Raw genomic sequence first — 13,538 nt, 5'->3', positions numbered from 1 at the left:
GTCGTAACCCGCTTACGACAGCCCGCTGTTGATGGCGCTCACCAGCTCACCGTTGCTGGTGTCGCCGCTGAACTCCCAGAAGAACGCCCCGCCGAGGCTCTGGTTCTTGGCCCAGGTCATCTTGGTGCCGATGGTGGCGGGGGTGTCGTACGACCACCAGTTGCTGCCGCAGTAGGCGTACGCCGTGCCGGCGATGGTGCCGGTGGCGGGGCAGGACGTCTTGAGGACCTTGTAGTCCTCGATGCCCGCCTCATAGGTGCCGGGAGCCGCGCCGGTCGCCGTGCCGCCGGGGGCGGCCTGGGTGACGCCGGTCCAGCCGCGGCCGTAGAAGCCGATGCCGAGCAGCAGCTTGCCGGATGCCACGCCCTTGGACTTCAGCTTGGCGATGGCGTCGGCGGAGTTGAAGCCCGCCTGCGGGATGCCGGTGTACGAGGTGAGCGGCGAGTGCGGGGCGGTCGGGCCCTGCGCGTTGAAGGCGCCGAAGTAGTCGTACGTCATCACGTTGTACCAGTCGACGTAGGCCGAGGCGCCGCCGTAGTCGGCCGCGTCGATCTTGCCGCCGGAGGAACCGTCGGCGGTGATGGCCGCGGTGACGAGGTAGCTGCTGCCGAACTCGCTGCGCAGCGCCGACATCAGGTTCTTGAAGGCGGCCGCGCCGCTGGTGTCACAGGTCAGACCGCAGGCGTTCGGGTACTCCCAGTCGATGTCGATGCCGTCGAAGACATCGGCCCAGCGCGGGTCCTCCACCACGGACTTGCAGGAGGCGGCGAACGCGGCCGGGTTGGCCGCGGCCTGGGCGAAGCCGCCGGAGTAGGTCCAGCCGCCGAAGGAGTACAGCACCTTGATGTTCGGGTACTTGGCCTTCAGCTGGCGCAGCTGGTTGAAGTTGCCGCGCAGCGGCTGGTCCCAGGTGTCGGCGACGCCGCTGACGGACTGGTCGGCGGTGTAGGCCTTGTCGTAGGCGGCGTAGGTGTCGTCGACGACGCACTTGCCGTCCTTGACGTTGCCGAACGCGTAGTTGATGTGGGTGATCTTCGACGCGGAGCCGGAGGACACCAGGTTCTTGACGTGGTAGTTGCGCCCGTAGACGCCCCACTCGGTGAAGTAGCCCAGCTTGACCTTGCCGCCGGTGGTGGGCGGCGGGTCCGTGGTGCCGCCGGTGGTGGTGACCGCGACAGCGCCGCTGACCGGGCCGGTCTGGTCGGCGGTGTCACGGGCCTGGACCGTGTACGAGTACGCGGTGCCGGCGGTCAGGCCGGTGTCGGTGTACGACGTCGTCGTCACGGTGGCGACCTTGGTGCCGCCGCGCAGGACGTCGTAGTTCTTGATGCCGTTGTCGTCGGTGGCCGCGCTCCAGGACAGGGTCACCGAGGTGTTGGTGATGCCGGAGGCGGTCGGGGTGCCGGGGGCGCTCGGCGCGCTGTCGCCGGGGGTCGTGGTGCCGCCGTCACAACTGCCGCTGTTGAGCTTGCAGTTGGACGGGGAGCCGGACCCGGTGCCGTTGAAGCCGAAGGAGACGGAGGCGCCGGGGGCGAGGGTGCCGTTCCAGGACTTGTTCTTGGCGGTCCAGTGGGTGCCGGAGGAGGTGACGTCGGCGTCCCAGGCGGAGGTGACGGACGTGCCGGAGGGGAAGTCCCACTCGACGGTCCAGGAGCTGAGGGAGGTGTCGCCGGTGTTCTTGACGGTCCACTTGCCTTCGAAGCCGGTGCCCCAGTCCTGTGTCTTGGCGTAGGTGGCGGTCGCCGATGTCGCGGCCTGGGCGGGGCTCGCGAGGCCGACGAGGCCGGCGAAGGGGAGCACCAGGGTCGCTATCCCTGCCGCCACTCTGTGTCTGAAGCGCATGCCGCGCCTCCTTGAGGGGTGTTGGGGGCGCGACTGAGCCTTCACGCCCACGGTGCGGCGAGAATAGAAAGGTCTGGACCACGGGTCAATAGGTCTGGACCACTCTGTATGTGATCGCTCAGACACCCAACTCCTGCGCCAGCACGGCGGCTTGCACGCGGCTGCGCAGATCCAGCTTCCCCAGTAGTCGGCTGACGTGCGTCTTCACCGTCGCCTCCGCCATGTCGAGACGGGCCGCGATGTCCGCGTTGGACAGTCCCTCGCCCAGGCAGGACAACACCTCGCGTTCCCTGCGGGTGAGGATGTCCAGGACTGCTGGGTCGGTGCTCGGCTGCCGTACGGGCTTGGCGGCGAACTCGGAGATCAGCCGGCGGGTGACGGCCGGAGCGACGATCCCCTCGCCGCGCGCCACCGTGCGGACCGCCTCCACGAGGTCCTTCGCCTCGGTGTTCTTCAGCAGGAACCCGGCGGCCCCGGCCCTGAGCGCCCCGAACACATACTCGTCGAGGTCGAAGGTGGTCAGCACGAGGACGTCCGCGAGCCCCTCCTCCGTGACCATCCGGGTCGCCGACACCCCGTCCAGACGCGGCATCTGTACGTCCATCAGCACGAGGTCGGGCCGCAGTTCCCGGGCCAGCGCCACCGCCTGTTCGCCGTGCGCGGCCTCGCCGACCACCTCGATGTCAGGCGCGCTGCGCAGGATGAGGACCAGCCCGGCGCGGACGGCGGACTGGTCCTCGGCGACGAGCACGCGAATCATGCGGGATCTCCTTCAGTGACGTCGGTGACGGGGAGGACGGCGCGGACGGCCCACAGGGCGCCGTCGGGCCCTGCCTCGAACGTGCCGCCCAGCAGCGCGGCCCGCTCCCGCATCCCGACGAGCCCGGCCCCGGAACCAGGGGCGCGCGGGCCGTCCCGGTGGCCGTACGGGCTGGTCACGAGGACGGCGAGGGACCCGTCCCGCTGGGCGAGGGCGACGGTGACACGGCCCGGGCACGCGTGCTTGAGGGCGTTGGTCAGGGACTCCTGGACGATGCGGTAGGCGGCGAGCTCGACCGGCGTCGGCAACGGGCCGTGGTCGAGGTCGAGGCCGACGTCGAGCCCGTTGGCGCGGGCGCCGTCGACCAGGGAGCCGAGTCCGTCGAGTGTCGGAGCTGCGACCGGTTCCAGATCGCCGCTGCTGTCCCGCAGGATGCCGATCAGCCGACGCATCTCGGACAGCCCCTCGACACTGTTCTCCCGGATGACCGTGAGGGCCTCCTGGGAGGTCTTCGGGTCGTCGAGGGAGAGCGCGGCCGTGGAGTGGATGGCGATCGCCGAGAGGTGGTTGGCCACCATGTCGTGCAGCTCGCGGGCCATCCGGGCGCGCTCGGCGCCGACGGCCTGGCTGCGGTCCATCTCGGCGAGCAGCGCGGTCTGTTCGGCGCGCAGCAGGGCGGCCTCGGCGGCATCGCGGTGGTTGCGCACGATCCAGCCGGTGGCGGCCGGCGCGTAGGCGACCACCCCGACGACCACGCCGATCAGCAGCGCCTCGGGCTCCCGCCACACGGCGAGCGGCACCAGCGTCCCGATCACGGTGAGCAGGCCGGTGATCCACTGGATACGGCGGGCCGAGGCGAGCGGGCCGTACAGGACGGCCGCGTACACGAGGTCGGTGAACATCAGGACGGTGGCCAGACTGCCCTGGGTCACCAGGTCGGCGCAGATCGCGGCCGTGCCGGTGAGCAGGGCCGTGCGGGGCGCCGTGCGGCGCAGCAGCTCGCAGCCGGCCATCACGACGAGCGGCACCAGCACCGGCCAGGGGCCGTCGAAGAGGGTGATCGGGTCGGCGGACCGCCGGGTGCCCAGCCCTATGGCCATCAGCAGCAGGCCGCCGAGGAGCCCTCCGACAGCGACGTACACGTCGAACCGGTGCGGGCGGGGCAGTCGTACGGCCATGACCCCATCCAACACGGGAGGTCCGCGCTCCGCCTGATCCCCGCGAACGGTTGTGCACTGCATCCTTCGATGTACCGCGAGTTCGTCATCGCCGACGACGAGAGCGGCTGTTCCCGACGGGAGCCTGGAAGGGTGACCGAGAGGAGCGAGTCGTGATCGTCGCGCTGATCATCGCCTGTGAAGTGGGTTTCTGGGTGCTGCTGGCCCTGGGCCTGGCCGTCCGGTACCTGCTGGAGTGGCGCCGGACCAGTGTGGTGCTGCTGCTGTGCGAGCCGGTGCTGGAGCTGGTCCTGTTCGCCGCCACGGCGATCGACCTCAAGAACGGCGCCGAACCGGGCTGGGAGCACGGCCTGGCGGCGCTCTACATCGGGTACACGGTGGCCTTCGGCCACTACACGATCCGCTGGCTGGACGGCCACGCCGCACACCGCCTGGCCGGGGCCTCGCGCCCGCCGAAGCCCCCGCGGTACGGGCGGGCCCGCGCCGCCCACGAGGCGAAGCTGTGGCTGCGGGCCGTGTACGGGGGAGCGGTGGCGGCCGGTCTCCTCCAGCTCGCCGTCTGGTACGTCGGGGACTCCGGCGACATCAGCTCACTGCGCTCGTTCCAGTGGGTGGCGCTGCGGACGGTCGGTATCTACGGCCTCATCGCGCTGTCGTACACGATCTGGCCGAAGAAGCAGCCGGCGTCAGCGCTCCCCACCCGGGACCCAGAGCACGTCCCCGACGTCCTTGTTGGCCGTCCGCGCCAGGATGAACAGTAGGTCCGAGAGCCGGTTCAGATAGGTCGCCGTGAGCGGGTTCATCGCCTCGCCGTGTACCTCCAGGGCAGCCCATGTCTGGCGCTCGGCGCGTCGTACGACCGTGCATGCCTGGTGCAGCAGGGCCGCACCTGGTGTGCCGCCGGGCAGGATGAAGGAGCGGAGCTTCTCCAGCCGCTCGTTGAAGTGGTCGCAGTCCGCCTCCAGCTTGTCGACGTAGAACTGCTCGACCCGCAGCGGCGGGAACTCCGGGTCCTCCACGACCGGCGTCGACAGGTCCGCGCCCACGTCGAACAGGTCGTTCTGTACCCGGGTGAGGACCTTGACGATCTCCTCGTCGAGCCCGCCCAGCGCGATCGCCGTCCCGATCACCGCGTTCGCCTCGTTGGCGTCGGCGTACGCCGAGATCCGCAGATCGGTCTTGGCGACCCGGCTCATGTCGCCGAGGGCGGTGGTGCCCTGGTCGCCGGTCCTGGTGTAGATGCGCGTCAGATTGACCATGGGCCCAGCGTAGTTACGCCCCGGCCGTCCGGAACACGCGTGTGCCCACTGTCACGGCGAGTGGCGCGAGGGCGGGCGCCGCCGCTCCGCTCCCGGGGCTGATCGCCGGTCAGATGGCCGCCGGGCGCAATCCGGACGAAGTGTCACGAGAGGTGCTGACGCTTTTTGACGACATCGAGGAGCTGTTGAGCGAGAACGCGCTCAACTACGCCGTACGAGACCACGGATGACCCCTGCCGGTGTGATGTCCGTCAGATGAGACGTGACGCGCATTACTAACCGGTCACACAGCACCTCACGCCCGCTAAGGTCCGCCGAAGAGGCATACGTAAACAGCATGTAAGGCGTTCAAAGGGGAGTCTCACAGTGGCACGGAAGCTTGCCGTCATCGGCGCCGGCTTGATGGGTTCCGGGATCGCCCAGGTCTCCGCTCAGGCGGGCTGGGACGTCGTCCTGCGGGACGTCACCGACGAGGCGCTCAAGCGTGGCACCGACGGCATCGAGGCCTCGTACGACAAGTTCGTGAGCAAGGGGAAGATGGAGGCGCACGACGCCGACGCCGCCCTGGGCCGAATCACCGTGACCACCGACCTGGACGCCGTCGCGGACGCCGACATCGTCGTCGAGGCCGTCTTCGAGAAGCTCGAAGTGAAGCACGAGATCTTCCGCGCGCTCGACAAGATCGTCCGCGAGGACGCCGTACTCGCCTCCAACACCTCCGCCATCCCGATCACCAAGATCGCGGCGGCCACCGAGCGCCCCGAGCGGGTCGTCGGGGTGCACTTCTTCTCGCCGGTGCCGATGATGCAGCTCGTCGAGCTGGTCCGCGGCTACAAGACGAGCGACGAAGCCCTCACCACCGCACGGGAGTTCGCCGAGTCCGTCGGCAAGACCTGCATCGTCGTCAACCGGGACGTCGCCGGCTTCGTGACCACCCGGCTCATCTCAGCCCTCGTCGTCGAGGCGACCAAGCTCTACGAGTCGGGCGTCGCCACCGCCGAGGACATCGACCTCGCCTGCAAGCTCGGCTTCGGCCACGCCATGGGCCCGCTCGCCACGGCCGACCTCACCGGCGTCGACATCCTGCTGCACGCCACGAGCAACATCTACACCGAGACCCAGGACGAGAAGTTCGCCCCGCCGGAGCTGATGCGCCGGATGGTTGACGCCGGTGACATCGGGCGCAAGAGCGGGCAGGGCTTCTACAAGCACTGAACCAGGCACTGAAACCGCACAGGCCCCTGTGGTCTCACACCCAAGGGTGAATTCGGTATCGGTTCGCTTACAGACGGCAACCTATGACGGCTCAAGGCAGTCAGACGTTGCATCACCGGACATCACATTCGCGGAGCACGAGACGCACCACGGGGAGCGCATATGTTCATCAGGGGCGACCACGCCGAGCTGGTCGTCGGGGGCCGCCTCGACGTCCGCAGCGCGGCGGACGCCCGTACGGTCCTGCACACGGCCGTCGACGACGGAGTCGGCGATCTGGTGCTGGATCTGTCCGAGCTCGACTCCTGGGACGCCACCGGACTCGGGGTGATCATGGGGGCCCACCGCAGGGCCGGCCGCTGCGGCCGACGCCTGGTGCTGCGCGACGTACCGCCGCAGATGCAGCGCCTGCTGGTGGCCACCCGGCTGCACCGGATCCTGGCGATCGAGGGCGGCATCGGGGTGGAGTCACTGCCCCGGGTGTGACCCCATGTGTGGATGCGGTGTGAGGGCCGGGTGCTGTGACGGTGAAACGCACGTCGCGCACAATCCTCACGAGACTGTGACGTCTCGGACGGCGCGGTACCCCGGGCTGTCGTAGATACTGTGCGAAGGTTTAGGGTTCGGTCGCCCGCTGAGTGAACATCCCTGAATGAGCGGGCCCGGACCAGAAGCGACAGCGCGGTGTGCAGCAAGGCCGGGAGGGGCTCGGCACACGACGCTTTTGGGGGGCTTGAACCTATGGACCCGAACAACCGGGGACCCGAGGAGTACGGCCATGACGGTGACGGCGACACGCCGCGCCAGCGCCCGCCCAGGGACCCCCTCACACCCGACTTCGGCCAGAGCACACCCGCCCTGGCCCGCACCGTGCAGCTGGTGTCCGGCGACTACCTGCTCACCGTCAACCCCGTCGACGGCAGCGAGATAGAGAGCTGCCCGCCCGGCGAGCGGCCCGCGCGGCCGCGGAAGCTCGGTGCCGCCGAACGCGCCGAGGTGGACCGCGCGGCGAAGCCACCCGTACCGGCCGGCCTCAACCGGCCCACGCTGCACCTCCTGGCCCGCCAGGACGAGCGTGAACGACTGGTACGCCTGGTCGCCCGCGGCCGCTCCGTACGTCTCACCGGCCCCGCCGGCTCCGGTCGCACCAGCCTGCTCGATCTCCTCGCCGAGGACTGCTCGGACCTCGCCCCCGACGGCGTGGTCCGGCTGACCGGCTTCCACCGCACGGCCGACGACCTGCTGTACGACCTCTTCTACGCCGTCTTCGACGCCCCCCTGCACCGGCCCGCGCGGGACGAGCTGCTCGGGTACGTCCGGGAGATCGGCGCGGTCGTCGTCCTGGACGACGTCGAGTTCGGCGGCGCCGCGCTCGACGAACTCCTGGACGCCACCCCCGAGTGCGCCTTCCTGGTCGCCACGACACCGGACGTGCCCGCGCCGTCCGCCGACTCGGCTCTCGAGGAGGTATTCCTCAGCGGCCTGGACCGGGCCGGCGGCGTCGAGCTCCTGGAGCGCGGTGTCGGCCGGGTCCTCACCGAGGAGGAGGCCAACTGGGCCGGCGACCTCTGGTTCGAGTCCGAGGGCCTGCCACTGCGCTTCGTCCAGGCCGGCGCCCTGCTGCGCCAGCGCGACGAACTGCGGGCCAGCGCGGAAGCCTTCGACGAGTTCGGCGTCTTCCAGGAAGCCCAGGTCGACGCGCCCTTCGAGGCCGGCGACGGACACGACGTACCGCTGCCCTCGCTCGCCGAGGGAGCCGCGCCCGCGGCCCTGCTCGCCACCCGGCTCAGCGACTCGGCGCGCGCCGCACTGCGGTTCGCCGTGGCGCTCGGCGGCGAGGTGCCGCACCAGGCACATCTGCCCGCCCTCGTCGGCGACACCCACGCGGACGCCGCCCTCGGTGAACTGCTGGACTGCGCGCTGGTCTCCCCGGTCGGCACCCGCTACCGGCTCGCCGCCGGGGTGCAGGCCCAGCTGGAGGCCGCCGGATACGGCACCGACACCGAGGCCCAGGCCCTCGCCGCCGCCCAGCACTACGCCTGGTGGGCCGGGCATCCCTCGGTCACCCCCGAGCGGGTGTGCGCCGAGGCGGACGCCGTGCTCGCCGCGCTCGGCATCCTCGTGCCGGCCGCCGTCCCGCCCGTCGAGGACGAGGAGAGCGTCACCGTCCAGCTGGCCCGCACGGCGGCGCCCGCGTTCGCCGCGGGGCTGCACTGGAGTGCCTGGGAGCGGACCCTGCGGTTCGGCGCCGAGGCCTCCCGGCTCTCCGGTGACGTGGGCGAACAGGCCTACTTCCACCACGAGTTGGGCGTCCTCGCGCTGTGCGCCGACCAGCTCGACCGGGCCCGCTCCGAACTGGAGTCCTCCATCGGGCTGCGCGGCGCACTCGCCGACAAGCGCGGCACGGTGGCCGGCCGCCGGGCACTGGCTCTGGTCTCCGACCGCTCGGGCACCCCGCTCGGCATATCGGCCATGGCGGGCGAGGAAGTGCCCGACGCCCGTCACGAGGAGTCCCAGTCGCCTCCCGGCGGGGTGCCCACGGCCTTCCCGCCGCTCCAGTCGCCGCTCGACCACTCGACCCTGGTCACCAACCGGGTCCCGGCGGCCTCCGCTCCCAACCGCAAGGCCCGGGGCGGTCTGAAGGGCCTCGCCCGCCGCAACCTCGTCGCGGCCGGCGCGGGCGCGCTGCTCGCGGCGGTGCTCGGCACGGTGGTGACGCTCGGCGCCACCTCCAACCCCGACAACGACAACCCGTCCACCAAGGTCGGCCCCAACCCGTCGGCCAGCCAGGGCGCGGACGACGGCAGCCTGGGCGCCGACGTGCCGAAGAACGACGACAAGGGCGACACCGGCGAGGCCACCAGCAGGCCGACCGACCCGGGCCCCGACGGCACCTACGGCACGTCCGACGACCCGACACCGACGGACACCGCGGAGCCTTCGGACGACCCGAGCGGGACGAACGGGTCGTCGAGCACGCCGACCAAGCCGACTTCGCCGAAGCCTTCGTCGTCGAGCACGAAGCCGCCGACCTCGTCGACGCCGAGCACGAGCCCGACGCCGACGGAGACCGAGCCCAGCGACACGGCGTCGCCGACGCCGAGTCCGTCAGCGACACCTACGGAGGAGCCGTCCACGACCGACTCCGCCAGCGGTCCCGCCTCCTCCAGCGCACCGGCGAGCACCTCCGCCAGCGCGCCGGAGAGCAGTGACGCGGGCTCGCCGAGCGGTTCGGGCGCCGTGATCTGAGACGCCCGCCCCACGGCACACGAGAGGGCCGGGTCCTGGAAACAGGACCCGGCCCTCTTCGTCGTAGAAGCCGAAGTGACGGTCAGAACAGCCGCAGTTTGTCGTCCTCGATGCCGCGCAGCGCGTCGTAGTCGAGGACCGTGCAGCCGATGCCGCGGTCCGTGGCCAGGACGCGGGCCTGGGGCTTGATCTCCTGGGCCGCGAAGACGCCGCGGACCGGGGCGAGATGGGGATCGCGGTTCAACAGCTCCAGATAGCGGGTGAGTTGCTCCACGCCGTCGATCTCGCCGCGCCGCTTGATCTCCACCGCGACGGTCTGGCCCTCGGCGTCCCGGCACAGGATGTCGACCGGGCCGATGGCCGTCATGTACTCGCGGCGGATCAGCGTGTAGCCGTCGCCGAGGGTGTCGATGCGGTCGGCGAGCAGTTCCTGAAGGTGTGCTTCCACGCCGTCCTTGATCAGGCCGGGATCCACGCCCAGTTCGTGCGAGGAGTCGTGGAGGATCTCCTCCATGGTGATGATCAGCTTCTCGCCGCCCTTGTTGACGACGGTCCAGACGCCCACGGCGCCCTCGGGAAAGTCCCCCGACTCCTCCTTCAACGTGCAGGGCGGCGACATCCAGTTCAGGGGCTTGTAGGCCCGGTCGTCCGCATGGATCGACACGCTGCCGTCCGCCTTCACCAGGATGAGACGGGGGGCGGACGGGAGGTGGGCGGTGAGCCGGCCCGCGTAGTCCACGGAGCACCGGGCAATGACGAGACGCATGGTCGGCAACGCTACTCGACGGGCCTGGGTCCACGCGATTCGCCCCAGAAACGCGATGTTCGTTTGTGGCCGATTGTGGGCCCAATGAGGGCTCTCTATGTACTCATTTTCCTGGTGCCGTCACCGTCCGTTGCTTACCGTAGTAACCGGGAGGTCGCGGGGCGTACACACAGCGTGTTCGGATTCGCGAACTCCCTTACCTGTCCGGCAACCCCTGAATTCCTGTTCGGGGGTGCGAGAGGAGAACCCATGTCGCTCGACGTCTCACCGGCCCTACTCGAGAAGGCCGAGCGAGGCGAGGTCGACGAAGCGGAATTCGTCGACTGCGTCCGGACCTCCCTGCCCTACGCATGGGAGATGGTCAGCTCCCTGGTGGCCCAGCTGAAGGTCGACGGCGGCTCGTTCGCCGACAACCAGACGCCTCCGCCGGACGAGCAGGCACGCGGTCAGCTGCTGCGTGCGCTCGCGAGTGACGCGATACGCGGCGCGCTGCAACGGCACTTCGGGGTGCGACTGGCCTTCCAGAACTGCCACCGTGTGGCGGTGTTCCCGCTGGACGGCTCGGTGGACGAGTCGCTGGCCCGCTTCACCTCGGTCCGTAGCCAGCTGCTCAACCAGTCACCGGAGTTCCGGGACTGCTGAGGCAGCGAGCTGCCTGCTTGCCGCTCCGTACGCGGGAGGTGCATCAAGTATCGGGGCGGCAAGCACGTCAGGTGCGGTGCGCACGGTCAGCCGAGGTGGGGGAGCACCTCGGCGCCCAGCCGCCGGACGTTCTCCTCCGTGGCCGCCAGGTCCCCCGAGCCCTCCACGAGCAGGGCGAAGCGGGAGATGCCGGTCCGCTCGCTGGTCGCCGCGAGCCGGTCGGCGCAGAGCCGCGGAGTGCCCACCGGGTGGAGCCCGCAGAGCAGTTCGGTGTACGCCACCGGGTCGCGCATCGAGCGATGCCGGCCGTCGACCGTCACATGGGCCTCCAGGCCCTGCCGCAGCCAGCCCGGCATCGCCTTCACCAGGGTCTCCACCGCGTCCGTGCGCCGGTCCGCGATCTGGCAGACCCCGGCCGAGACATGGGCCGCGTCCAGCACCTCCTCGGGCGAACGGCCCGCCGCGCGCGCGTGGGTGCGCCACAGGGAGACCATCTCGGCCTTCTCCTCGTCCCCCACATGCATCCCGAGCAGCATCGGCAGCCCGCGCTCGGCGGCCAGCCGCACACTCGCCGGGGACGTGCACGCGACGACGACCTCGGGGCCCGGCTCCTCCGACAGGGACTCCGACGGCCGCGGTACGACGGGCACTTCACGGAAGGCGAAGCGCTCGCCGGCGGCCGCCACCGACGGTTCGCGCAGCCAGCGCACCAGCAGATCGAGTGATTCCGGGAACCCCGACTCGTAGGCCTCCAGACCCGAGCCGAACACCTCCAGGTCCACCCACGGCCCGCCGCGCCCCACACCCAGCGAGAACCGTCCGCCGGACGCGATGTGCAGCAGCGCGGCCTGCTCGCCGAGGGCGACCGGGTGGACGGTGGGCAGCACGCTGACCGCGGTGCCGACCCGGAGGCGACGGGTGCGGCCCAGCAGTAACGCCGCCAGGGTGATCGCCGATGGACAGGTGCCGTACGGCACGAAGTGATGCTCGGCCAGCCAGACCGAGTCGAGGCCGGCTTCCTCGGCCGCCTCGGCCGAGCGGACCGCGCGGTGCAGCGCCTCCCCCTGGCCCTGCCCCGGGAACTGGGCCGCCAACACGAAACTTCCAACGCGCATGTGCTTTTCCTGCTTCCTTGGCTCCGACGCGGAGCTCCCCCACCGGGCATAACCGTCTGACACGTGCCGAGGACACGGCCTGGCGAAGAGATACTCGGATTGTCTGCAGAATGGGTCGATCCGAAGGGGCACTTGTGGGGGTTGGTCCCCTACGCCTACCCGCCTCCGCGCCGCGTAGGCTGGACACAGCCCGTGCTTCCTGTATAGCCCCGTGAGGTGTTCTGTGTCCCCGCGTCGCAACCGACCCAAGGGATCCGACCCGTCAGACCCGGACGGGGAGGACCGCTCGGGCCGTTACGGCGGCTTCCAGTCGACGGAGAGCTGGCAGGGCGAGCAGTGGAACGTCCGCCATGTGGCGGGGGCGAGTTCCCAGGGCAAGTCCTACCGCTGCCCGGGCTGCGACCAGTTGATCCCCGACGGCGTCCCGCACGTGGTGGCCTGGCCGGAGCACTCGGGCGTCGACGAGCGCCGGCACTGGCACAAGGCGTGCTGGAACGCGAAGGACCGCCGCACCTCGCGGGTGCAGCGGTCCCGTAACGCGCCGAAGTTCTAGACGTCCCGCTGGTTGAGCAGGGCGTAGGCGCCGGCGAACGCGGCGGCCGTCACCCCCGCGATGATCCACAGCGGGTCCCAGCCGGAGGGGCCGGTCTCGGTGAGCGAGTTGGAGTAGAAGACGCTCAGCTGGTTCGGGATGGAGTACTCGAACAGGGCCGTGCGCAGGTCCTCCAGCGAGGACGAGAACATGAACAGGGCGATGACCAGCGGGGCCAGCACCAGGCCGATCATGATGGTGATGGCGCCCGCGGAGTGCCGGATGATCGAGCCGACGACCAGCGAGAGCAGGCCGAGCAGCGCGATGTAGAGCGAGATGCCGAGGGTGCCCTTGAGCCACTCGCTGCCGGAGGGGTCCTTCACCCCGGTGCCGTCGAGCAGGGCCACGTCGGCGAGGGCGACCAGCAGGACCGACGCGAACGTGACGGCGAAGGCGACCAGGAAGAAGACGATGGCCTTCGCGGTCAGCACCCGGCCACGGCTCGGGCACGCGGTCATCGTCGTGCGGATCATGCCGGTGCCGTACTCGGAGGCCGTGGTCAGCACACCGAGCGTGATCACGCACATCGTGCCGAGCAGCAGTCCGAAGAAGCCGAACGACAGCGGGTTCTCGCCGGACAGTCCGCTGTCCCCGGCGCTGCTCGACACCACGGCGGCGGCGAGCAGGCCGATACCGACGACCAGCAGCACGAAGACGCCCAGCGTCCACATCGTCGAGCGCACCGAGCGGATCTTCGTCCACTCCGAGGCGATCGCGTGTCCGAGATGCGTGCGCACCACCGGGATCGGCGAGGTGTACGCGGCGTACGAAGGAGCGGGCGCCGCCTGCCAGTCGGGTGCGGCGGCCTGCGGCATCGGGGGCTGGGGCGTGCTCATCGGGCGTCCTCGGACTTCGTCAGGTCGGCGGCGGGCTGCGGGGCGCCGGCGGCGGGCGCTGCCGGAACGGCGGCGGGGGCCGGC

General features: G+C 70.5%; 13 protein-coding genes and 1 pseudogene. 7 read left to right on the top strand and 7 right to left on the bottom strand.

The features are described from left to right. Positions 1–12 precede the first annotated feature (12 nt). The 3 genes from HLK59_RS24955 to HLK59_RS24945 all read right to left on the bottom strand — a co-directional run bounded on the left by HLK59_RS24955 (position 13) and on the right by HLK59_RS24945 (position 3,780). Entirely contained in the window at positions 13–1,842 is a 1,830-nt protein-coding gene (locus HLK59_RS24955; protein ID WP_171143734.1) for a glycoside hydrolase family 18 chitinase, read from the bottom strand. A 118-nt stretch (positions 1,843–1,960) separates the two neighbouring features. Further along, the gene (locus HLK59_RS24950) at positions 1,961–2,602 is read right to left on the bottom strand and encodes a response regulator transcription factor (RefSeq protein WP_171143733.1); all 642 of its coding nucleotides are present in this window, start codon (positions 2,600–2,602) and stop codon (positions 1,961–1,963) included. After that, complete coding sequence (locus HLK59_RS24945) at positions 2,599–3,780, bottom strand: histidine kinase (RefSeq protein WP_240982628.1); 1,182 nt, start codon at positions 3,778–3,780, stop codon at positions 2,599–2,601. Before HLK59_RS24945 ends, HLK59_RS24950 begins: the two co-directional genes overlap by 4 nt. A gap of 152 nt (positions 3,781–3,932) precedes the next feature. Between HLK59_RS24945 and HLK59_RS24940 the strand changes: the two genes are divergently transcribed. Continuing rightward, positions 3,933–4,541 carry a hypothetical protein gene (locus tag HLK59_RS24940; RefSeq protein WP_171143731.1) on the top strand — a complete coding sequence of 203 codons (609 nt, stop codon included), beginning with the start codon at positions 3,933–3,935 and terminating at the stop codon, positions 4,539–4,541. Here HLK59_RS24940 and HLK59_RS24935 read toward each other — a convergent pair. Beyond that, positions 4,467–5,039: a cob(I)yrinic acid a,c-diamide adenosyltransferase gene (locus HLK59_RS24935; protein WP_171143730.1), complete on the bottom strand. Its 573-nt coding sequence runs from the start codon at positions 5,037–5,039 to the stop codon at positions 4,467–4,469. The two genes, HLK59_RS24940 and HLK59_RS24935, sit on opposite strands and share 75 nt — an antisense overlap. Positions 5,040–5,137: 98 nt before the next feature. On the opposite strand from HLK59_RS24935, the pseudogene HLK59_RS24930 reads away from it, so the two are divergent. From HLK59_RS24930 to HLK59_RS24915, 4 genes and pseudogenes are all read left to right on the top strand, one after another. Then, positions 5,138–5,269 (top strand): annotated as a pseudogene (locus tag HLK59_RS24930) (TetR/AcrR family transcriptional regulator); the annotation flags it as partial. Between the two features lie 136 nt (positions 5,270–5,405). Then, the gene (locus tag HLK59_RS24925) at positions 5,406–6,254 is read left to right on the top strand and encodes a 3-hydroxyacyl-CoA dehydrogenase family protein (protein ID WP_171143729.1); all 849 of its coding nucleotides are present in this window, start codon (positions 5,406–5,408) and stop codon (positions 6,252–6,254) included. Positions 6,255–6,416: 162 nt separating this feature from the next. Beyond that, positions 6,417–6,740 carry an STAS domain-containing protein gene (locus HLK59_RS24920; RefSeq protein ID WP_067029557.1) on the top strand — a complete coding sequence of 108 codons (324 nt, stop codon included), beginning with the start codon at positions 6,417–6,419 and terminating at the stop codon, positions 6,738–6,740. A 255-nt stretch (positions 6,741–6,995) separates the two neighbouring features. Then, positions 6,996–9,503, top strand: coding sequence for an ATP-binding protein (locus HLK59_RS24915; RefSeq protein WP_171143728.1), 2,508 nt, complete (start codon positions 6,996–6,998; stop codon positions 9,501–9,503). Between the two features lie 82 nt (positions 9,504–9,585). On the opposite strand, the gene nucS is transcribed toward HLK59_RS24915, so the two are convergent. Further along, positions 9,586–10,269, bottom strand: a complete 684-nt coding sequence (gene nucS / locus HLK59_RS24910) for an endonuclease NucS (protein ID WP_206327550.1) — start codon at positions 10,267–10,269, stop codon at positions 9,586–9,588. Between the two features lie 249 nt (positions 10,270–10,518). Here nucS and HLK59_RS24905 point away from each other — a divergent pair, with 249 nt between their 5' ends. Then, positions 10,519–10,911, top strand: a complete 393-nt coding sequence (locus tag HLK59_RS24905; protein WP_171143726.1) for an SCO5389 family protein — start codon at positions 10,519–10,521, stop codon at positions 10,909–10,911. 86 nt (positions 10,912–10,997) lie between these two features. On the opposite strand, the gene HLK59_RS24900 is transcribed toward HLK59_RS24905, so the two are convergent. Continuing rightward, positions 10,998–12,026 (bottom strand): LLM class flavin-dependent oxidoreductase, encoded by a 1,029-nt coding sequence (locus tag HLK59_RS24900; RefSeq protein WP_171143725.1) that lies wholly within the window; start codon positions 12,024–12,026, stop codon positions 10,998–11,000. Positions 12,027–12,249: 223 nt separating this feature from the next. Between HLK59_RS24900 and HLK59_RS24895 the strand changes: the two genes are divergently transcribed. Then, positions 12,250–12,579 carry an ATP/GTP-binding protein gene (locus HLK59_RS24895; RefSeq protein ID WP_171143724.1) on the top strand — a complete coding sequence of 110 codons (330 nt, stop codon included), beginning with the start codon at positions 12,250–12,252 and terminating at the stop codon, positions 12,577–12,579. Here the strand turns inward: HLK59_RS24895 and HLK59_RS24890 are convergent. Further along, complete coding sequence (locus HLK59_RS24890; RefSeq protein ID WP_171143723.1) at positions 12,576–13,454, bottom strand: ABC transporter permease; 879 nt, start codon at positions 13,452–13,454, stop codon at positions 12,576–12,578. The two genes, HLK59_RS24895 and HLK59_RS24890, sit on opposite strands and share 4 nt — an antisense overlap. Between the last annotated feature and the right edge of the window lie 84 nt (positions 13,455–13,538).

It is taken from the genome of Streptomyces sp. S3(2020) (assembly GCF_013044505.1).
Classification (GTDB): Bacteria; Actinomycetota; Actinomycetes; order Streptomycetales; family Streptomycetaceae; genus Streptomyces.
The sequence above is the reverse complement of the archived record's forward strand: the minus strand, read 5'-3'. Positions and strand labels throughout refer to the sequence as shown.